We start from the raw sequence: 19,717 nt of genomic DNA on the forward strand, positions 1-19,717 counted from the left end.
CGCGCGAACAGCCTAAAAACTACCCCCTCCCCAACCCTCCCCTCCGCCTTCGGCGCAAGGGAGGGGCGTAGTGCCGAGCCATGCTCGGCGGGGGCTTTTCCCAGCAATCCATCACCACACTGTGGGAGCGGCGTAAGCCGCGAAGCTGACAACAATTGACCAAGCTCAGAGCACCTCAGCTGGCGATATCCAGGCTTCGCGGCTTACGCCGCTCCTACAAACAAACTGCAATCACAACAGCTCCCTCAACCAGCGCCCAGCAAGGCTGCGCTAAAGATCTTCTTCGATAGGCACATCGAACTCTGGGATCCATTCCAGCAGGCGATTCAGGCGTTCGCGCGGGTCGTTTTCCTGCAGCAGCTGCAGGCGCTGGGTCTCGCGCAGCGGCAGCAGTTCGGCCAAGCGCCAACCTACCCAAGCGGCCTGATCCAATTGCGCCGGGCCGGCCGCCGCGTACTCACCGCCAACCTGTTCAAGGATGTGTTCCAGCAGGGTGCCCAGCAGGCCGTGCTCGGGCTGCAACTCGTCGTCGCTGTCGCGCTCGCACCACTGCACCTCGGCCATCACCTGGCCGTTGTCACGCACATGGGTCGCCTCCACATGGAAGCGGCGTGCCCCGCGCAGGCGCAGTACCAGCACGCCATCGGCGCCCACATCGAAATCCTCGATCACGGCCTCCACACCCCAGGCAGCCGGGGTCGCCGGCGTGCCGACTTCCTCGCCCTCAAGTATCAGGCAGACACCGAAATTGCTGCCGTTGCGGCCGCATTCGCGCACCAGATCCAGGTAACGCGGCTCGAATACGCGCAGGCTCAAGGTGGCACCGGGCAACAACACCGCGTGCAGGGGAAACAAGGCAAGGCTTGGCGATTGCATCATGCGGGCAACTACAGATATTCGGCAGACAGTCCCGATGGTACTCCACCGCACTGTGCCGACAATTCATCGCCCGCTTCACTGCACTCACCGCAGTGCCGGGCTGCATGCAACCCGGCTTCAAGCACGTCGCGTCAGCCGCCTTGCAGCTGCGCCAGGAAACGCCGCGGCGCGCCGTCAAAACCACCGTTGGACATGAACACCACGTGGTCGCCTGCACGCGCGACATCACCGAGTTTGACCAGCAATGCATCGGTATCGGCGACGGCCTGTGCATCACCACGCACCGCATCGATCACCTTGGCCGCATCCCAGGGCAGCTCCGGTCGGGCCAGGAACACTACCGCGTCGGCGATATCCAACGACGGCGCCAAGGCCTGCGAATGCGCGCCCAGCCGCATCGAATTGCTGCGCGGCTCCATCGCCACCACGATGCGGGCATCGCCCACCTTGGCCCGCAGGCCTTCCAGCGTGGTGTGGATGGCGGTGGGGTGATGGGCGAAGTCGTCATAGATGGTCACGCCCTGCGCCTGGCCGATGACCTCCATGCGCCGCTTGACGCTATGGAAGCCCGCCAACGCAGGCGCGACGCTGGCCACATCAACGCCAACCGCGTGCGCGGCGGCCAACGCCGCCAGGCCATTGAGCACGTTATGCCGGCCCAGCAGCGACCATTCCACCCTCGCCACTTCGGTGCCCCGATGCAGCACTGCGAACGCGCTGCCGTCCGCATTGATCAGCCGAGCGCTCCATTCCAGCGCGTGATCGAAACCGAAGCGCTCCACCGGCGTCCAGCAGCCCATCGCCAGCACTTCGGCCAGGTGCTTGTCTTCGCCGTTGACGATCAGGCGACCACGGCCCGGCACGGTCCGCACCAGATGGTGGAACTGGCGCTGGATCGCGGCCACGTCCGGGAAGATGTCGGCGTGGTCGAATTCCAGATTGTTGAGGATGGCAACCAGCGGCCGGTAGTGGACGAACTTGCTGCGTTTGTCGAAGAACGCGGTGTCGTATTCGTCGGATTCAACAACAAATTCGCGCCCCGTTCCCAAGCGCGCCGACACCCCGAAATCCTCGGCCACGCCGCCGATCAGGAAGCCCGGCTCGCGCCCGGTCGCCTGCAGCAGATAGGCCAGGATGGTGGTGGTGGTGGTCTTGCCATGGGTACCGGCGACGGCCAGCGTGTCGCGGCCGGGCAGTACCTGCTCGGATAGCCACTGCGCGCCCGAGGTGTAACGGCGCCCCGAATCCAGCACCGCTTCCACCGCCGGGTTGCCGCGCGACAGCGCGTTGCCAACCACCACTTCGTCGCAATCAGCACTGATATTGCCGGGCAAATAGCCCTGCGACAGCGAAATTCCCAGCGTTTCCAGCTGGGTGGACATGGGCGGATACACCGCCTGATCGCTGCCTTCGACCTGATGACCGAGTTCGCGGGCCAAGGCGGCCACACCGCCCATGAAAGTGCCGGCAATGCCGAGAATATGGATCTTGCTCATCCGCAGATTGTCGCCGATGCGCGCCGCCAAGGGGTAAGCCTGAGGTCGTGTAGGTGTACCCCTAACGCATGTAGGGGATTCCCCGATACCGTCACACGCGATTCACAGTGAAAATACGTGACGCCAGCCTCAGTATCCCTCAGGTCCTACTCCCCAAGAGGCCATCCCCAGGGAGCTCATGCTGATGGGGCCGTGAGCACGCCCTTAGCTGGCTTTTACAAACGAAACGCCCGGATCCAGCTCATGGCTCCGGGCGTTTCAGTATGTGCGGCGGCCTGAGCTGCCAGGCCGCTGTGCGCTGCGACGGTCACCCGCCACAGCGCGGCATCCTCAGCGCTTGATCGCCGCCAGAATGCGGGCCAGCACTTCGTCCAGCGCACCCACGCCATCGACGCGGGCCAGGGTGCCCTTGGCGGCGTAGAAGTCGATCACCGGCGCGGTGGAATCGTTGTAGACCTGCAGACGCTGACGCACCGATTCCGGATTGTCGTCGGCGCGGCCCTGTTCCTGGGCGCGGCCGGCAATGCGCTCGACCAGCAGTTCGGTCGGCACGTCCAGCTGCACGATGGCGTCCAGCGGCTGGTTCAACTTGGCCAGCAACTCGCCCAGCGCATTGGCCTGGGCCACGTTGCGCGGGTAACCGTCCAGGATGAAGCCCTTGGCGGTGTCGGCCTGCGACAGGCGCGATTCCAGCATGCCCAGCAGGATGTCGTCGGATACCAGGTTGCCGGCATCCATCACCGCCTTGGCCTGCTTGCCCAGCTCGGTGCCGGCGGCCACTTCGGCGCGCAGCAGATCACCGGTGGAAATGTGCGGAACCTGCAGTTGTTCCTTCAGGCTCGTTGCCTGTGTGCCCTTGCCCGAACCGGGCGGTCCCAACAGAACCAATCGCATTCCTGACTCCCATATGTTTTGAGTAAACGGGACGGACAGCGGCGTTAGACTCATGGGCCGATTCACGCTGCACCGCAATATGTGCAGCTTACCGCATCCGGCCAATGTCCCGGAATGTCCCCCGATCTGGAGAGTATTGCCCATGTCCCAAGGCACCTTGCTGTATGCGCAGTCCGGCGGCGTCACCGCCGTCATCAATGCCACCGCCTCGGCCGTCATCGCCGAAGCAAGATCGAAGAAAATCAAGGTGTTGGCTGCCCGCAACGGCATCCTCGGCGCGCTGCGCGAGGAGCTGATCGACACCTCGAAGGAGTCGGCTGCCAACATCGCCGCCCTCGCCCACACCCCGGGCGGGGCGTTCGGCTCGTGCCGTTACAAGCTCAAGTCGCTGGACGCAGACCGCGCCAAGTACGAGCGTCTGCTGGAGGTCTTCAAGGCGCATGACGTGCGCTGGTTCCTCTACAACGGCGGCAATGATTCGGCCGATACCGCGCTGAAGGTTTCGCAGCTGGCCAAGGAATATGGCTATCCGCTGACCTGCGTGGGCGTGCCCAAGACCATCGACAACGACCTGGCGGTGACCGACACCTGCCCCGGCTTCGGCTCGGCCGCCAAGTACACCGCGGTGTCGGTGCGCGAGGCGGCGCTGGATGTGGCGGCCATGGCCGAAACCTCCACCCGCGTCTTCATCTACGAAGCCATGGGGCGCCACGCCGGTTGGCTGGCCGCAGCCGCTGGCCTGGCCGGAGAGAACCCCGACGATGCACCGCAGATCATCCTGTTGCCCGAACGCGCCTATGACGAGGCGGTATTCCTGGCCAAGGTGAAACAGGTGGTGGAGAAGGTCGGCTTCTGCGTGGTGGTGGCCAGCGAAGGCATCCATACCGCTGACGGCCAGTTCGTTGCCGATGCCGGTGGGGTCAAGGACTCCTTCGGCCACACCCAACTCGGCGGCGTGGCCTCCTACCTGGCCGGCAAGGTCAAGGCCAAACTCGGCTACAAGGTGCATTGGACCCTGCCCGACTACCTGCAGCGCTCGGCACGGCATATCGCCTCAAAGACCGACTGGGAACAGGCGCAGGCGGTAGGCAAGGCGGCGGTGCAGTTCGCGCTGAAGGGACACAATTCGGTGATGCCGGTGATCGTGCGCAGCGCGGACGTGCCCTATCGCTGGAAGATCGAAGCCGCGCCGCTGTCCAAGGTGGCCAACCACGAGAAGAAGATGCCGGCCGGCTTCATCCGCAAGGATGGCTTCGGCATCACCGAGAAGGCGCGCCGCTACCTGCAGCCGCTGATCCGCGGTGAAGCACCGCTGCCGTATGGCCGTGATGGCCTGCCCAAGTACGTGACGCTGAAGAACGTGGCAGTAGCCAAGAAGCTGCCCAGCTGGGAAGGCTGACGCCGCAATGTAGTGCCGAGCCATGCTCGGCAGAGGCTGATGCTGCACTGTAGTGCCGAGCCGTGCTCGGCAGAGGCTGCTGCTCGATGTAATGCCGAGCCATGCTCGGCAGAGGCTTTACCGGTGAAGCTTCAGCCGAGCATGGCTCGGCTCTACAGGTGAGGCTTTGCCGGTGAAGCCCCAGCCGAGCATGGCTCGGCTCTACGCTCCCTCCCTTGCGCCGAAGGCGTAGGGGAGGGCTGGGGAGGGGTAGCTTTTGAGGCCTTCGCGTAGTGCGCGCTTCGCGGCGTATGCCTCTCCCACACCGCGGTGACGGATTGTGGGGAATGCCCCAGCCGAGCATGGCTCGGCTCTACAGGTGAGGCTTTGCCGGTAACGCCCCAGCCGAGCATGGCTCGGCTCTACAGGTCCACGTGCAGGCCATGACTTCAGACAGGTGTGCCGCCGCATCGGGCGGCGCATCCTCCGCCCAAAATCTCCACGCAGGCGTGTGCGCCATGTTCCGCAAGATATTGATCGGGATGCTTGGATTTTTCGCCGTCTGCGTACTCGCCGCTGCGGGTTACCGCGTTGGTCAGCAGCTTGCCGGGCACGACGGTGGAACAACCGGCAACGCGCAACAACGCTGAAACCGGTTGAGCACGGCCGTCACCGACAAGGCGTGCCCTGCATCTCAAGCTTGGCCGAATACGCCGGCAACGCCGCCAGACGACCCGCCGCCGCCTGCGCCTTGGCATCTTCAAGATAGACGCGGCTCTGGCCCTGCCCATCCAGTGCCACCTGCTGCCCGGCCGGCTTGCGCCAGACCTCGATCACTGCGTGCTGCGAACTGCAGCTAGCCGAGGGAATGCGCGCCACTTCGTTGAGCTTCCAACCACCCGCTTCGCTGGGATTGACCTTGCCGGCATCCAGAAATACCGCGCGTGGCTGGCATTGCGCGCTGGTCCGCACCAGCTGCATGTCGTATGGCTGCGCCGCCGTACCGGTAAAGCGGCCTTCGATGCGGGTACAGGCTTCGGGAATCTGCCGCACGGTGTGCACAGCGCCTGTTGCCTGCGCCGTGGCTGCCGGGCGCTCGATCTCGGGTTTGGCGGTAGCCGCCCACAACGGCAACGGCAGCATGGCCGCAACGGCAAGGACCAGCAGGGTTTTCATCGGCAGCGCTTCCAGTTGAACAGGTGGCCGACGTTGCCACGGCCCCACTGAACGGCGCGGCAAGAAGGCAGCCGCTGGCGGTGGAGACAGCTGCCAGTCATACTCGGGCCGCCTCAGAGTGTTTGAACACAGCGACACGTACCACAGCCGCATGCGGCCCGGGTCTGTTCCAGTGCTTCGATCTACCCGGCGTGTCCCCGCTTCATCCACGGCTGGATGGCATCCACCAACGCTGGAGGGGTCATGCTCGAACAGTACGGTCTTGTGCTTTCGCTGGTCTGCGCCGCTGTCGCCATCGTCTACGGCATCATCTCGGCCCAATGGGTCCTACGCCAACCTGCCGGCAATGCCCGCATGCAGGAAATCGCCGCCGCCATCCAGGAAGGCGCGCGGGCCTATCTCAACCGCCAGTACCTGACCATCGCCCTGGTCGGCGTGGTGTTATTCGTGCTGGTCGGCTTTTTCCTCAGCTGGTATACGGCGATTGGTTTTGCGATCGGCGCCGTGCTCTCTGGTGCCGCCGGTTACATCGGCATGAACGTGTCGGTACGCGCCAACGTGCGCACCGCCGAGGCTGCGCGCAATGGCATGAGCGCGGCAATGGATGTCGCCTTCCGTGGCGGCGCCATCACCGGCATGCTGGTGGTGGGCCTGGGCCTGCTCGGCGTGGCCGGTTATTACCTGATTCTGCAACGCATGGGCCTGAGCCAGGCCGACAACCTGCACGCGCTGGTCGGGCTCGCCTTCGGCAGCTCGCTGATCTCGATCTTCGCGCGTTTGGGCGGCGGCATCTTCACCAAGGGTGCGGACGTCGGCGCGGATCTGGTCGGCAAGGTAGAAGCCGGCATTCCCGAGGATGACCCGCGCAACCCGGCAGTGATTGCCGACAACGTCGGTGACAACGTCGGCGACTGCGCCGGCATGGCCGCAGACCTGTTCGAGACCTATGCGGTGACGGTGATCGCCACCATGCTGCTGGGCGGCATGATGATGGCCGAGGTTGGCCGCAACGCGGTGCTGTATCCGCTGGTGCTTGGCGGCGTATCGATCATCGCCTCGATCATCGGTGCGTTCTTCGTCAAGGTGAAAGCTGGCGGCTCGATCATGGGTGCGCTGTACAAGGGCGTGATCGTCTCAGGCGTGTTGGCGGCCATCGCGTTCTGGCCGGTGACCACGCAGCTGATGGCTGACTCCAGCCACGGCGCCACCAACCTGTACATCTGCGCGTTGATCGGACTGGTGTTGACCGGCCTGATCGTGTGGATCACCGAGTACTACACAGGCACCCAATACAAGCCGGTGCAGCACGTGGCGCAGGCGTCGACCACCGGTCACGGCACCAACATCATCGCCGGCCTCGGTGTATCGATGAAATCCACCGCGCTGCCGGTGATTGCGGTATGCGCTGCAATCTGGTCGGCGTTCCATTTCGGTGGCCTGTACGGCATCGCCATCGCCGCAACCGCCATGCTGTCGATGGCCGGCATGATCGTCGCGCTCGATGCCTATGGGCCAATCACCGACAACGCCGGCGGCATCGCCGAAATGGCCGATCTGCCGCCGGAAATCCGCAACATCACCGATCCGCTGGATGCGGTGGGCAATACCACCAAGGCAGTCACCAAGGGCTATGCGATTGGTTCGGCGGCATTGGCGGCGCTGGTGCTGTTCGCCGACTACACCCACAACCTGCAGATAGCGCATCCGGGTGAAACCTTCGCCTTCGATCTGTCCGACCACACGGTGATCATCGGCCTGCTGATCGGCGGCTTGATTCCCTACCTGTTCGGCGCGATGGCGATGGAAGCGGTGGGCCGCGCGGCTGGCGCGGTGGTGGAAGAAGTCCGCCGCCAGTTCCGCGACATCCCCGGCATCATGCAGGGCACCGCCAAGCCGCAATACCACAAGGCGGTGGACATGCTGACGCGGTCGGCGATCAAGGAAATGATCGTGCCGTCATTGTTGCCGGTCGCAGTGCCGGTGGTGGTTGGCCTGCTGCTGGGGCCGAAGGCGCTGGGTGGTTTGTTGATCGGCACCATCGTGACCGGCCTGTTCGTGGCGATCTCGATGACCACCGGCGGCGGCGCCTGGGACAACGCCAAGAAGTACATCGAAGATGGTCACTTCGGCGGCAAGGGCAGTGAAGCGCACAAGGCAGCGGTGACCGGCGATACGGTCGGCGATCCGTACAAGGACACGGCGGGGCCGGCGATCAACCCCCTTATAAAGATCATCAATATTGTCGCGTTGCTGCTGGTCCCATTGCTGTAATCGAAGCCTGCTGCGCGCGGCACCTTCGCCCTTCCCCCGCTCGCGGGGAAGGGAACGGGATGGGGGGCGCCGCAGGCGCAGATAAAGATCATCAATATTGTCGCGTTGCTGCTGGTGCCATTGCGCTGATCGAAGCCGATTGCACACGGCACCTTCGCCCTTCCCCCGCCTGCGGGGGAAGGGAACGGGATGGGGGCGCCGCAGGCGCAGATAAAGATCATCAATATCGTGGCGTTGCTATTGGTGCCACTGCTGTAATCCACGCTAACAGCGAAAAGCTGCCCTCACCCCAACCCCTCTCCCGCATGCGGGAGAGGGGCTCTTGTATCCAGCGGTGGAGAGGCCGGAAGGTGCGCGGAGCCGTCCAACGGTGAGCAGCACTTGTGGGAGCGGCGTAAGCCGCGAAGCTGAAGCGAAGTCAGCCACCAGTAAAGCTGGTCTGCTAGACCACCACTCAACGCGGGCGCTTCACCGCATACACCCGGCCGTCATCGCCGCCACCGCAGTAAAACAACTCGCCGCCATCCGATTCCAGACCGCTGACACTGATGTTGCCCGGCATCTGCAGGCGCTCCAACACCTCGCCGGTAGCCACCTCCAGGCGACGGATATCACTCTGCCCGGCTTCGCCAGTGGCATGCCAGAGCGCACCATCCACCCAGGTCACACCGGTGACGAAACGGTCCGACTCGATCGTGCGCAGAATCGCGCCATTGGCCGGATCGATCTGGTGGATCTTGCGCTGCCGGTACTGCCCCACCCATAGACTGCCTTCGGCCCAGGCCATGCCCGAATCCGTGCCTGCGCCCGGCGCTGGAATCGAAGCCAGCACCTCACCACTACGTGGATCGATCTTGTCGATGCGTGCTTCGGCAATCTGCCAAAGGTGGGTGCCATCGAATGCCGTGCCGGCATCGCACGGAACGGCCAGCGTATGCACCGGCTTGCCATTGCTCGGGTCGAACGCCACCAGCGCCGCACCGGTCGCCGCCCAGACATTGCGGCCATCGAAACTGACCCCGTTGATGGTGTTCGAGCCTGCGAAGGGGCCGTATTCGCGTAGCACCTCGGCTGGATGCACGTTCTGCACGGCCCCGGTCGGATTCAAGGTTTGACTGTTCATCGCTGCATTCTCCTGGCATGTCCGCGTTTGGCTGCCTGCTGCCGACACTAGTCAATCGGCAGCGCAGCGGGGAGTAACAAGATCGTCGTGAATCCGCTCAACGGCACCGAACGCCAACGCTGCGCACGACCGCGGCCGCTGGACTGCACCTGTGCGGCGGCCTCCAGCTCCGCCAGTGCCCGCTGTACGTTGCGCTGGCTGCTGCCCAAAGCCAGGGCCAGGGCCGAGGTGGACCAGGCAGCACCATCGCCCAGCAGCGCCAGCAACGCGCCCTGCTCGCCTTCAATGGGCGGCGCCAGCACCTTGACCTGCATCGCACCACACGGCGACAGCCGGAATCCCGTGGGCGTGGCCTCGATACCGGCCTGTGCAGCGATCAGCCCGCGCAGGCGCCCTATTTCCACCCGCAGCCGTACCCGCATGGTGTCGTCGCTGTGGGGCATGCCGAACACACGGGTGATCAGCACATCACGATCGACTGCGCCCGGCCACGCCTCGCCCAAGGTACGGACAAGCGCGAACAGCACCGGGCGCCTTGCCAGCGACTGCCAGCTGCTGCCCACTCTCACACCGCGCCGGCAGCCATCCACCACGCACGCACCGGAGGCCAACAACACCTGCACCTGATCGATACGCAGCAACTCATCGCTGCCTCCGCCAAGGCAGCGCGCTGCCGGCTGATCCAATCTGAAGCAGGCCTGCTCCACTTCCATCTGCAAAGCGGCGATACCGGCCGCCGCAGCCGCCGTCCGCGCACGTTCCAGCGCCGCCCGTGCCTGCAGCGGTTGCAGCCTGCGCAGTGCCAGTGTGGCGGCGGTCAGCTCGCTCATCGCCACCAGACCAGGCGGCAGCGGCCGGCCTTCCAACCGGCCCAGTGCAGCAGCGGCATCCTGCAGTTTTCCAAGCAGCAGCAGCCGCCGGGCCAGGATCAACCAGGCCTGCAACGCATTGGCGGTATCTCCCTGCGACTCCAGCTGCGCGGCAATCGCCAACAGTGGTTCGGACGCGCCACCGAGTTCGCGCAGCGCCAACGCTACCTCGGCTTCGGCCAGGCCGCAGCGCGCGCGCGCGACCAGCTCATGCGCACCAAAACTCCGCTGCGCGCGCCGCAGCAAGTCGCGTGCAAGCGACAGCTCGCCCAGTTGCGCCATGGCGATACCACGCAGCGCCAACGCGGGCGGATCGTCCCGCAAGGCAACGTGTTGCAGGGCAGTGAGCACATCGCCGGTGGCCAAAGCCCGGGCGGAGGCTGCGATAAGAGAATCCATGCGCGCAGGCTACCTGCCCGCATCGACCGATGCACTTTGCTGCATCCATTCGGGATCCAATGAATGACCACGGCAATCTGGGGATCGAGTCGCTGCCAGCGCTGATGCCTCGAAGAGGAGCGGCGCAGGAGAGCCGCAACGAAAGCCGCTGTTCTCCGCCTGTTGGTCCGAACGGAGAAATCCGTTCCCCAGATGTTCGCAGACGCTTGCCGCTGCCTGCCCCCGCCGACGAGGCAAACGAAGCATCGTCTTCACCGGCTTGTCAGCCCGCCCGCAGGCGCTGCGACGGCCAAAGGCGGCCCCGCTCGGGCCGGCCTGCTCCACCCGTAACAGCGGTACTGGTCAGCCGTTCCGCGCAAGGACGTCCCTGCTGCCGGAATACGCCGATGCACCAACTGGCGCGCCACCCCGCCGCACCTGTACCTGTACCTGTACCTGTACAGGTTCGGCACTGCCCGTCTCCAGAGGGGCAGCCCTGCACGGAAGTGCCAGCAGGCCCAGGGCTGTTGGCGAGACATGCCCGGAACCAAGCCCATGAAGCCCGCCCTCCAAGCAGCTGCCTCACTCTGATCGGGTACTTCGGTAATGCGAATCGTTCTCGAATTTACCCGGACGTGACGCCGTTCACCTCACCGCCCAAGCTTGCGCACACCATCGTTTGGTGCGCCGCAATAGTCGTGGGCGTAGAATGGCCCTCTTTTTCAACCAACAACGATTCGGAGTCAGCGCAATGGGCCTGAAACTGGTCTCGCCGGGCAAGAACCCGCCGGAAGAAATCAACGTCATCGTCGAGATCCCGAAGGATTCGGAGCCGGTGAAGTACGAAATGGACAAGGAAAGCGGCGCGATGTTCGTCGACCGCATCCTGTCCACCCCGATGCGCTACCCCTGCAACTACGGCTTCGTGCCGCAGACCCTGTGCGGCGACGGCGACCCGGCCGACGTGCTGGTGGTGCTGCCGCTGCCGCTGGTCCCGGGCTCGGTGGTGCGTTGCCGTCCGGTCGGCGTGCTGAAGATGAGCGATGAGGCCGGCAGCGACGAGAAGATCCTGGCCGTGCCGGTCGCCAAGATCTTCAGCGGCTACGCCCATGTCGAAGACATCGCCCAGGTGTCCAGCCACTGGCTGGAGCGTATCGGCCACTTCTTCGAGCATTACAAGGATCTGGAGAAGGGCAAGTGGGTCAAGATCGAAGGCTGGGGCGACGCTGCTGAAGCCAAGCGCATCCTGGTCGAAGCACACAAGAGCTACCTCGCTACCCAGGAACAGGACGTCTGATTGGCCCTGCGTACGGTCGTAATACCGGGCCCTGCGCAGCGACAACCATCACGTTTTCCTAGTAGAGGGCATGACCCTTTGCCAGCGAGCAGCTACATTGACAGGCCGGTTTCCGGCCTGTTTTTTGTTCGGATTTTGCGTTTTGTCCAAGGGGAAATGTCTTGCGAATCCTGTTAGTCGGCGGCGAAGCCAGCCTGTCGGCCGAGCTGCTTGAGTACATCGGCGATCTCGGCGACGAGTGGGAAGTAGAGTCGGTCCCGGACGGCAGTGCCGCCATCGTAGCGGTGTCCTCCGCAACCATCGATGCGGTCATCGTGGCCCCGGTACTGCCCGACCTGGCCCCGGCCACCCTGCTCGGCCAGATCCGGACCCTGCGCCCGGAAACCATCCGCATCGCCCTGATCGATGGCGACAACAGCCAGCGCGTGCCATCGGCACGGATCATTGGCGTGGCCCATCGTTTCCTGCCGCTGCCGCTGCCGCCGGAAGTGCTGCTTGAGGCGCTGACCAGCCTGGAAGAGCTGCGCGAGCTGCTGGACAGCCCGCGCCTGCGCCAGGCCATCGGCCGCATCGAGAAGCTGCCCTCGCCGCCGCACCTGTATCTGAGCCTGATGCATGCGCTGGAAGACGACGAGGAAAGCAACGCGGCCGAAATCGCCAAGCTGGTGGCGGCCGACCCGGCCATCGCCGCCAAGGTGCTGCAGCTGTCCAATTCGGCGTTCTTCAACAACGGCCGCGCGATCTCCGACCTGCGCGGCGCGGTGACCCGGCTGGGCATGGCGACGCTGCGGGATCTGGTGCTGGCCAGCGAGGTGTTCGCGCTGCCGGGCATGTCCGGTCCCGACCGCAACGCGATGCAGTCGCGGGCGCTGCTGGCCTCGCGCCTGGCCGCCAAGATGCTGCCGGCGTCCAGTGCCGAGCTGGGCTCGACGGCGGCGTTGCTGGCCGACATCGGCCTGCTGCTGCCGGGCGTGCGCGACGAGCGCCAGCCGGCCGACGCTGAAGAAACCCGTCCCGGCCATGCCGAAGCCGGCGCCTATCTGATGGGCCTGTGGGGCCTGCCGATGCCAATCATCGAAGCCGTCGCTTTCCAGCTGCAACCGGGCCGCTCCAACGTGCGCAGTTTCTGGGTGGCCGGTGCCGTCCACGTGGCTACCGCGCTGGCCTCCGGCACGGCGGTGGACGAGCAGTACCTCGCCAATGTCGGCGTGCTGCCCAAGCTGGAGCAATGGCGCGCGATAGCCGATGAAATGATGGGCTTGAGCGTCGACGCCTGAGCCTGGCCTGCAGCACTCGCGGGACAGGAATTGAATGACAACGGCCGCATCTGCGGCCGTTGTCATTTGTGCGGGTCGAACGCGGGTAGCCTTGCGAAGGCTGCCGCTTTTTGCGGTTATGCCTGGTTTCGCCTGATCCCGGGTGCGCTGTGCTTACCCGGGCTACGGCCTGGGCGGGTTGCGGGAGATTGCACGCCGATCGTGATGCGATTGCAGTCTTCACTGATCCACGCAAAGAAAAAGGGTGGGCCTTGCGGCCCACCCTTTGTCATGCATCACAGTGCTTCGATGGATCAGAAGCGCTGGTTGTACTGGATGAACAGGAAGCGGTCGTAGTCCAGCATCGGATCGATCTGCGAAGCGCTGCTGTTGGTCACCGAATAGGTGATCGGCGGCTGCTTGTCGAACACGTTGCGGGCACCGACAGTCACGCTGCCATCCCACGGAGCCTGCCAGGTGACGGACACGTCGTGGTACACGATGGCACCCTTCTTGTTCGCACCTTCACCGCCGCCCCAGCCACCGTTCGGCGTCTGGTAGTTCGGCTCGTTGCACTCCACGCCATCGTCGTAGCAGTAGTCGCGGAAGCCGCCGTAGTAGCGCATGCCCCAGTTAGCCGACAGCGTGTCCTTTGCCCAGTTCAGGCCCAGGGTTGCACGCACGCGCGGGAAGTTCCAGTAACCAGCGTAGTTGTCCCACTCGGCACCCTTGGTCGACTGCTGACGGTAGGCGGTCAGGTAGTTCGCATCGAGGTTGACGCCGAACGTACCGACGGCGGTTTCCGGCAGGCGGTAACGGACGCCGAAGTTGTAGCCTTCGGTTTCCAGCGAGCCAAGGTTTGCGTTACCACGGCTCAGGCTGGTGACCTGACCGGTGGTGGCATCACGACCGTACTGGTCGCAGAACTGCGCAACACCGTTCTGGTAGCACTGGCCCAGCACGTAGTTGGCGGACACGCCGGTGATCACATTATCAACAGTGATCTTGTACCAATCCAGCGAGACATCCAGACCCGGGACATAGCTCGGGCTGTACACCATACCCACGGTGCGGGTCTTGCTGGTTTCCGGCTGCAGCTGGTCGTTGCCCACGCCCGACTGGAACGCAGCATTGGCTTGCGTGTCACGTGCGGTGATCGGCTTGCCGGCGGCATCGGTCTGACGGTAGGTCGAAGCCAGGCCTTCGGACTGGCAACGTGCGGCAACACGGGCGTCGCTCAGCATGCCGAACTGCGCATCGCACGGATCGGTGAACTTGTCGAAGGTCTGCGAACCGCCACCGAAGGTGTCGTCCATGGTCGGGGCGCGGAAGCCTTCACCATAGGTACCACGCACCAGCAGGTCGTTGATCGGACGCCAGGTCAGGCTGAACTTGCTGTTGATGGTGTCGCCGAACTTGTCGAAGTCCGAGTAACGGCTGGCGACATCCAACGACAGTTCCTGCGCACCCGGCAGGTCCTTGAGCAGCGGGATCATGAATTCCAGGTAGAACTCATTGGCCTTGTACTTGCCCGACGCAGCGCCGGCAGCCAGGTCGGTGGTGTAACCGGCCGAGGACAATGCATCCGGGTGGTCGTAGCCGCTGACTTCGCGGTGCTCATAACCCGCAGCGAAAGCGAATTCACCTGCGTCGCCCGGCATGTCGAACAGACCACCGGTGATGTTGGCGAAGTACTGCTTGCTCTTGCTCTGCGAGGTCGCATTGAGCAGGGTGTTGATGTAGGTCAGTGCTTCCGGGGTAGCTGCCGAAGCACCGCCCAGCACGTCGAACGGCGTGCACTGGCCCAGCGCCGCATTGGTGCCCAATGCGATCGGGTTGGCAGACGTGCCGCACTGTGCAACACCAGCGCTGTTGATGAACGACGGGCCCAGGGCCTTCTGCAGGGCCAGCAGGTTGATGTTGCCGCGTGCAGTTTCGGTGACGTCGTACTGGTTGTAGTTCAGGCCCACATCCCAGTCGAACGGACGATCGTTGAAGTCGAAGGTACCTTCCACGGCTGCGTCGAAGTGGAACGACTTGACGTTGTTCTCGCTGGTGCGCGGCAGTTCAAAAATACGACGGCCCCAGCCCAGGATATCCACACCCATCGGGTTGTAGAGGCTGTCCTTGCTCAGTGCGACCGGGAAGTTCTTCTGCGAGGTACCGGTCAGCGGGTAGCCGGCGATCTGACGCTTCGAGTCACGCTCGGAGTACATCACCGTCGACTTGAAACGCATGTTGTCGTTGATGTCGTAGGTGCCAGCGGCGAAGACCGACTTGTTCTCCGAACCCTGGTTCAACATCATCTGCTGGGTGGCGTTGTAGTAATCGTCGCCGTTGATCAGGTGATAGTTGGCCATGTCGCTGGAATCAGCACCCACGCCAATCGGGGTATCCCACGAACCCGTGTGGTTGATCGCCCAGGTGTTCGGGACCCAGACGCCCTTGGAGTTGTAAGCGCCGGCGCCGGCGGTGCCAGCGGCACGCGGATCGGTGAAACGGCCCCACGGGCCGGCCGGGCTCAGGCTGTCTTCAGCGTGGTTCGGGCCGGAACCGTAACGGGTCAGCGCGCGGTCCTTTGCCCACACCGGATCTTCCTTGGTGTAGGAAGCGCCCAGCATGATCGACGAACGCTCGCCAACCGCGCCCAGCGTCAGGTTGTACTGGGTCTTGGCACCGTCGCCGCCGCTGTTCTGGCCGTAATAGACCGAAGCTTCAGCGCCTTCGAAGTCCTTGCGCAGAATGATGTTGATCACGCCGGCGATCGCGTCGGAGCCGTAGATGGCGGAGGCGCCATCCTTCAGCACTTCGATGCGGTCGATCAGCGAGCTCGGGATGGTCGACATATCGGTGAAGCCAGCCAGGCTGGAGCTCCAACGCTTGCCGTTGACCAGCACCAGGGTGCGCATTTCACCCAGGTTGTACAGGTTGGCGTACTGGCCACCCTGCTCCGGGTTGGATGCCAGCACAGCAGCCTTGGAGAAGGTCTGGGTGCCCGACACGGTCAGGTTCTGCAGGATGTCGCCAACGCTGACAAGGCCCGAACGCTTGATGTCCTCGGAGGACACAGTGAAGATCGGCTGGGCGGTTTCGACGTCTACCGAACGAATGCGCGAGCCGGTGACTTCCAGGCGATCAAGGGTGGTGGCACCGGCAGCAGCTTCCTGCGCCGACGCAAAAGAGGGGGTCAAGGCAATAGCAATGCCGGCCGGGAGCAAGCCCAACCGCACTGCAGAATTACGAAGCTTCATCAATCTCTCCAAAGAGCTAAAACAAACGACAAAGTTAGCGGTGTGTTAAACACCCCTGAACGTTACGTTCGTACTGCCGCCTTGGTTTTGCGCAAGCCATCCTTAAACTTTGCCGAATCTGGCTTCAACGCCATTGGCAGCTCCCGGTACTGCGTGGCCGATGCGCCAAAACGTGCACGAAACGCGCGTGCAAAGCTGCAACAGTTATCAAATCCGCTGGCAGAGGCCACTTCGCCGATCATCATGTCGGTATCACGCAACAGCATGGCCGCACGCTCCAGCCGCAGCCGCGCCGACAGGGACTGCGGGCTTTCTTCATACAATGCCTGGAAGGTCTTGGACAGGTACCAGCTGGAGAAATTGGTCAGCTCGGCAAGTTCGCCAATGCGCACCACGCGGTGGCTGTTGCCTTCCAGATACATGCGTGCACGCTGCATGCGGCCGAATACCTGGCGCTTGCGGATGCGTGAGCGCCCCGGGCAGCGCTGCACAGTACCGGCCAGATCGCGCTGCAGGGAAGCGAGGTGCAGCAACAGGGGCCGCAACTGGTGGATGGTGGCACCCGGTGCCTGCGCTTCGCGCCACAACCGCAACGCCAGCCGCGCTTCGGCCAGGCTCATCCGGCCCCGCCCTGTATAGAAACTGCTGTCGGCCAGGGTGCCGAGCATGCGCAGGGCGTCGGCATCCAGGCTGATGCCGATGCAGATGCCATCGCGGCCGGCCTGGATCAGCGGGCGCGATTCCTTTTCAAAGGCGATCCACTCGCGCTGGCGCAGGCGGAACTTGCCCTCCTTGGATTCCACCCAGGCGGTGCCGCGCAGCTGCAGCCATACCGTGAATACAGTGCCCGAGGTCTGCAGGCTGCCCAGCCGCGCCACGCCGACACAGGCCGGACGCGGGCCATCCTCGGCCTGCTTTTCGAACGAAACCGACTGACCACGATCCACCCACGAAACCTGCCGCATGTCGCACACCATCGTTTGCCTTCATTGGGCGAACGTTTTGCCAACTTTGGCGGCGATGGTCAGGAAAGTCCGCCGAGAATGCTCCGAATTCTTCCCGATACGCCCTACGAAAAATTTCCGAAGGAAATTTTCCTCATGGCGACAACCACTTAGCCAAGCCCATCACCCGCCGCGGTGCACGGTGCGGCACCCGCATTATTCCGATATCGGTGCTGTCGGTGAGCCCCAAGGCAATGAAAACCGCACTGCCATCGGGCGCCAGGCTCAGGCCATTGCCGGCACTGAAGCGGGTTGGGTCCAGGCACTGGCTGGTGCCGTCGCCGGCAATGGCGGTGAGCCGGCTGCTGCAGTCGCGGCTGATGTCCTGGTACTCCACCGCGCCATTGGCAGCCACCGCCCAGGTGCGGTAACGCCAACGGCTGGGCAGTTCGGCATGCACCGGCTTGATGCTGCCGGCCGCCAGATCCGGCGCCACCTGCCACAGCCCGCCATTGGCCAGGCGGGTGAACAGGATGCGCTGCCCGGCACGGTCATACCGCACCTGCGACACGCCCTCCAGCGAAGCCAGACGCTTCCACGGTTGCTGGCTGCGATCGAACAGGGTCAGCGCCATGCGCTCGTCATCGCCCCGCTCCACCACCAACAAGTTATCGGCGGCAGCCCCGTAGACCGCCTGCAGCGGTTCGCGCACCGGCACCGCCAGTTTCACCCAGTGGCCTTCTTCAGGCGCTACCTCATAGATACCGGGTGCACCATCGGCGTCACGCCCGGTCACCAGCAGGTGTCGCCCGTCCGCCGCCCAATCCATGGGTTGGCGGGCTTCCGGGCGCATTCCCTCGATGAGCTGCAGCGAGGCGGGCTCGTTCAAACGTGCCCACCACAGCGCAAACGCGCCCGAACGATCGGAGGTGAACGCCAACTGCGTGCCATCGGGCGACACGATTGGCTGGCCATCGCGTGCCGACGAGGCAAACAGGCGCTGCGGTGGCGCGCGGCTCGCTCCCAGCGGAATACGGAACAGGCCGGACTGGAACTGGCTGCGCATGAACACCAGGTTGCCGCCGCCGCGGGAGACGCTCGGGCTCTGCGCGTTGTCGATGCCCATGTCACGCAGCATGCGCGTGGCCACATCCAGCCGGTACAGGCGCGATTCGCTGTCGATCCGCCGGCCGAATACCATTTCGTCCGAGCCCAACCAGCTCCAGCCGCGGATTTCCGCCGCATCGTTGGTCAAACGCTGCGCATTGCTACCATCGGCGTCCATCATCCACATATCGCCGACCTGCGGATTGCGTACGAAGCCGATCTTCCTGCCGTCAGCCGAATAGCTTGGCGCATAGTCGAAGTCATCGGCGCCCATCGTGTACTGCAGCGATGACCAGCGCCCGGATGCCAGGTTCAGGCTGCGGATGCCACGGCTGGCATAGCGCCCGGTCATGGAGCCGAACAGCAGGCTGCCGCCATCGGGCGCCCAGTCGAAGCTGAGCATGTCGGTGCCATCGCAGCGGGTGACGCGGCGCAGCCCGGTACCGGTGGCCGAGACCACCAGTACTTCACAGTCGCCCTGCGGCAGGAACCGTGCAAACGCGATGCTGCGGCCATCGGGTGACCACACCGGGAAGCGGTCGGTGGCGCCCGCGGGTGTCACCAGCAACGGCGTTGCCGTCGCATTGCCCACGCTCTGTATCCACAGACTGGAACTGTTGTCCCTTTCCCGCGCGAACACCACCAGCGCACCATCGGGTGACAGCGAGGGATTGACCTCCGCATCCTCGGTGGCGGTGATCAAGCGATAGGGCCGCGCCGGGCTGCCCAGTACCCGGTTGCCGTCGGCGACCGTTGCATCCTGCGGTACCGGCGCGGCGCGTCCCCACAGCAACCAGCCCATCACCACGGTGCTGAGCAACAGGACGATGCCGATCAGCATCAATACATGCCGACGCAGTCGCCGGTGTCGGCCGCGTGTCGCGTCCTGCTCAGGCGTGACGCTTGCATGCACCGCCGCAAGACCCGCCGCAGCAGGCGCATCGACAGCGGCCAGCTCCGGGCTGGATTCCCACGCCACTGGCGCCAGCAGGCGATAGCCGGTCTTGGCGATGGTTTCGATATAGCTGGTGCCCTCGCCTGCCTCGGTGAAGGCGAATGCCTTGCGCAGCTGGGTGACCGCCTGGGTAAGCACGTCGTTGGTCGGCATGGTGTCCGGCCACACGTCGGCAAACAGTTCCTCACGCGTGACCACCTGGCCAGGCCTGCGCGCAAGCGCAAGCAACACCCCCACAGATTTGGGAGTGAGCCGCGGGGTTTTGCGTGTGCCTGGCAGGTGCACCTCGCGTGAGGAAAGCACCACCAGACACTCACCGACGCGCAGTCGGTCAGAGCTAGATTTTTCGGTGAGATTCAGTGCCATCGCGGTCAGTCAAAATCGCTGGCGGACACGCATCCTGTGTCCAGCTTGCGAAGCTCAAGCCTCTGCAAGCCGCCAAG

General features: G+C 64.3%; 14 protein-coding genes. 5 read left to right on the top strand and 9 right to left on the bottom strand.

Annotation, left to right across the window (positions count from 1 at the left end):
• Positions 1-270: 270 nt before the first annotated feature.
• From BCV67_RS05475 to BCV67_RS05485, 3 genes are all read right to left on the bottom strand, one after another.
• On the bottom strand, positions 271-879 hold the full coding sequence (locus BCV67_RS05475; protein ID WP_062166813.1) for an LON peptidase substrate-binding domain-containing protein: 609 nt from the start codon (positions 877-879) through the stop codon (positions 271-273).
• Positions 880-1,010: 131 nt separating this feature from the next.
• Positions 1,011-2,375: a UDP-N-acetylmuramate:L-alanyl-gamma-D-glutamyl-meso-diaminopimelate ligase gene (gene mpl, locus BCV67_RS05480; protein ID WP_062171442.1), complete on the bottom strand. Its 1,365-nt coding sequence runs from the start codon at positions 2,373-2,375 to the stop codon at positions 1,011-1,013.
• Between the two features lie 330 nt (positions 2,376-2,705).
• Positions 2,706-3,269, bottom strand: coding sequence for an adenylate kinase (locus BCV67_RS05485; RefSeq protein ID WP_057627841.1), 564 nt, complete (start codon positions 3,267-3,269; stop codon positions 2,706-2,708).
• A gap of 142 nt (positions 3,270-3,411) precedes the next feature.
• On the opposite strand from BCV67_RS05485, the gene BCV67_RS05490 reads away from it, so the two are divergent.
• A complete protein-coding gene (locus BCV67_RS05490) occupies positions 3,412-4,668 on the top strand; it encodes a 6-phosphofructokinase (protein ID WP_062166814.1) in 1,257 nt (418 codons plus the stop codon).
• Between the two features lie 497 nt (positions 4,669-5,165).
• Positions 5,166-5,297 (top strand): hypothetical protein, encoded by a 132-nt coding sequence (locus BCV67_RS20605; protein ID WP_257721453.1) that lies wholly within the window; start codon positions 5,166-5,168, stop codon positions 5,295-5,297.
• A gap of 19 nt (positions 5,298-5,316) precedes the next feature.
• Here BCV67_RS20605 and BCV67_RS05495 read toward each other — a convergent pair whose 3' ends face one another.
• On the bottom strand, positions 5,317-5,823 hold the full coding sequence (locus tag BCV67_RS05495; protein WP_062166815.1) for a hypothetical protein: 507 nt from the start codon (positions 5,821-5,823) through the stop codon (positions 5,317-5,319).
• A gap of 243 nt (positions 5,824-6,066) precedes the next feature.
• On the opposite strand from BCV67_RS05495, the gene BCV67_RS05500 reads away from it, so the two are divergent.
• Positions 6,067-8,094 carry a sodium-translocating pyrophosphatase gene (locus BCV67_RS05500; protein WP_062166816.1) on the top strand — a complete coding sequence of 676 codons (2,028 nt, stop codon included), beginning with the start codon at positions 6,067-6,069 and terminating at the stop codon, positions 8,092-8,094.
• A gap of 454 nt (positions 8,095-8,548) precedes the next feature.
• Here BCV67_RS05500 and BCV67_RS05505 read toward each other — a convergent pair whose 3' ends face one another.
• The gene (locus BCV67_RS05505) at positions 8,549-9,217 is read right to left on the bottom strand and encodes a glutaminyl-peptide cyclotransferase (RefSeq protein ID WP_062166818.1); all 669 of its coding nucleotides are present in this window, start codon (positions 9,215-9,217) and stop codon (positions 8,549-8,551) included.
• Between the two features lie 47 nt (positions 9,218-9,264).
• On the bottom strand, positions 9,265-10,485 hold the full coding sequence (locus BCV67_RS05510) for a hypothetical protein (RefSeq protein ID WP_062166819.1): 1,221 nt from the start codon (positions 10,483-10,485) through the stop codon (positions 9,265-9,267).
• A gap of 730 nt (positions 10,486-11,215) precedes the next feature.
• On the opposite strand from BCV67_RS05510, the gene ppa reads away from it, so the two are divergent.
• Positions 11,216-11,761 carry an inorganic diphosphatase gene (gene ppa / locus BCV67_RS05515; protein ID WP_057627806.1) on the top strand — a complete coding sequence of 182 codons (546 nt, stop codon included), beginning with the start codon at positions 11,216-11,218 and terminating at the stop codon, positions 11,759-11,761.
• Between the two features lie 161 nt (positions 11,762-11,922).
• Positions 11,923-13,038: an HDOD domain-containing protein gene (locus BCV67_RS05520; RefSeq protein ID WP_062166820.1), complete on the top strand. Its 1,116-nt coding sequence runs from the start codon at positions 11,923-11,925 to the stop codon at positions 13,036-13,038.
• Positions 13,039-13,331: 293 nt separating this feature from the next.
• Here BCV67_RS05520 and BCV67_RS05525 read toward each other — a convergent pair whose 3' ends face one another.
• The 3 genes from BCV67_RS05525 to BCV67_RS05535 all read right to left on the bottom strand — a co-directional run bounded on the left by BCV67_RS05525 (position 13,332) and on the right by BCV67_RS05535 (position 19,640).
• The gene (locus BCV67_RS05525; RefSeq protein ID WP_062166821.1) at positions 13,332-16,268 is read right to left on the bottom strand and encodes a TonB-dependent receptor plug domain-containing protein; all 2,937 of its coding nucleotides are present in this window, start codon (positions 16,266-16,268) and stop codon (positions 13,332-13,334) included.
• A 62-nt stretch (positions 16,269-16,330) separates the two neighbouring features.
• Positions 16,331-17,233: a helix-turn-helix transcriptional regulator gene (locus BCV67_RS05530; protein ID WP_062171444.1), complete on the bottom strand. Its 903-nt coding sequence runs from the start codon at positions 17,231-17,233 to the stop codon at positions 16,331-16,333.
• A 133-nt stretch (positions 17,234-17,366) separates the two neighbouring features.
• A complete protein-coding gene (locus BCV67_RS05535; protein WP_062166822.1) occupies positions 17,367-19,640 on the bottom strand; it encodes a winged helix-turn-helix domain-containing protein in 2,274 nt (757 codons plus the stop codon).
• Positions 19,641-19,717 lie beyond the last annotated feature (77 nt).

Source organism: Stenotrophomonas nitritireducens, assembly GCF_001700965.1.
Taxonomy (GTDB): domain Bacteria; phylum Pseudomonadota; class Gammaproteobacteria; order Xanthomonadales; family Xanthomonadaceae; genus Stenotrophomonas; species Stenotrophomonas nitritireducens_A.

What these genes read in the sequence shown, in the direction of transcription:
- BCV67_RS05505 (WP_062166818.1), bottom strand. Translation starts at nt 9,217, where the DNA reads ATGAACAGTCAAACCTTGAATCCGACCGGGGCCGTGCAGAACGTGCAT.
- BCV67_RS05485 (WP_057627841.1), bottom strand. Translation starts at nt 3,269, where the DNA reads ATGCGATTGGTTCTGTTGGGACCGCCCGGTTCGGGCAAGGGCACACAG.
- BCV67_RS05475 (WP_062166813.1), bottom strand. Translation starts at nt 879, where the DNA reads ATGATGCAATCGCCAAGCCTTGCCTTGTTTCCCCTGCACGCGGTGTTG.
- BCV67_RS05525 (WP_062166821.1), bottom strand. Translation starts at nt 16,268, where the DNA reads ATGAAGCTTCGTAATTCTGCAGTGCGGTTGGGCTTGCTCCCGGCCGGC.
- BCV67_RS05530 (WP_062171444.1), bottom strand. Translation starts at nt 17,233, where the DNA reads ATGCGGCAGGTTTCGTGGGTGGATCGTGGTCAGTCGGTTTCGTTCGAA.
- ppa (WP_057627806.1), top strand. Translation starts at nt 11,216, where the DNA reads ATGGGCCTGAAACTGGTCTCGCCGGGCAAGAACCCGCCGGAAGAAATC.
- mpl (WP_062171442.1), bottom strand. Translation starts at nt 2,375, where the DNA reads ATGAGCAAGATCCATATTCTCGGCATTGCCGGCACTTTCATGGGCGGT.
- BCV67_RS05495 (WP_062166815.1), bottom strand. Translation starts at nt 5,823, where the DNA reads ATGAAAACCCTGCTGGTCCTTGCCGTTGCGGCCATGCTGCCGTTGCCG.
- BCV67_RS05500 (WP_062166816.1), top strand. Translation starts at nt 6,067, where the DNA reads ATGCTCGAACAGTACGGTCTTGTGCTTTCGCTGGTCTGCGCCGCTGTC.
- BCV67_RS05490 (WP_062166814.1), top strand. Translation starts at nt 3,412, where the DNA reads ATGTCCCAAGGCACCTTGCTGTATGCGCAGTCCGGCGGCGTCACCGCC.
- BCV67_RS05535 (WP_062166822.1), bottom strand. Translation starts at nt 19,640, where the DNA reads ATGGCACTGAATCTCACCGAAAAATCTAGCTCTGACCGACTGCGCGTC.
- BCV67_RS20605 (WP_257721453.1), top strand. Translation starts at nt 5,166, where the DNA reads ATGTTCCGCAAGATATTGATCGGGATGCTTGGATTTTTCGCCGTCTGC.
- BCV67_RS05510 (WP_062166819.1), bottom strand. Translation starts at nt 10,485, where the DNA reads ATGGATTCTCTTATCGCAGCCTCCGCCCGGGCTTTGGCCACCGGCGAT.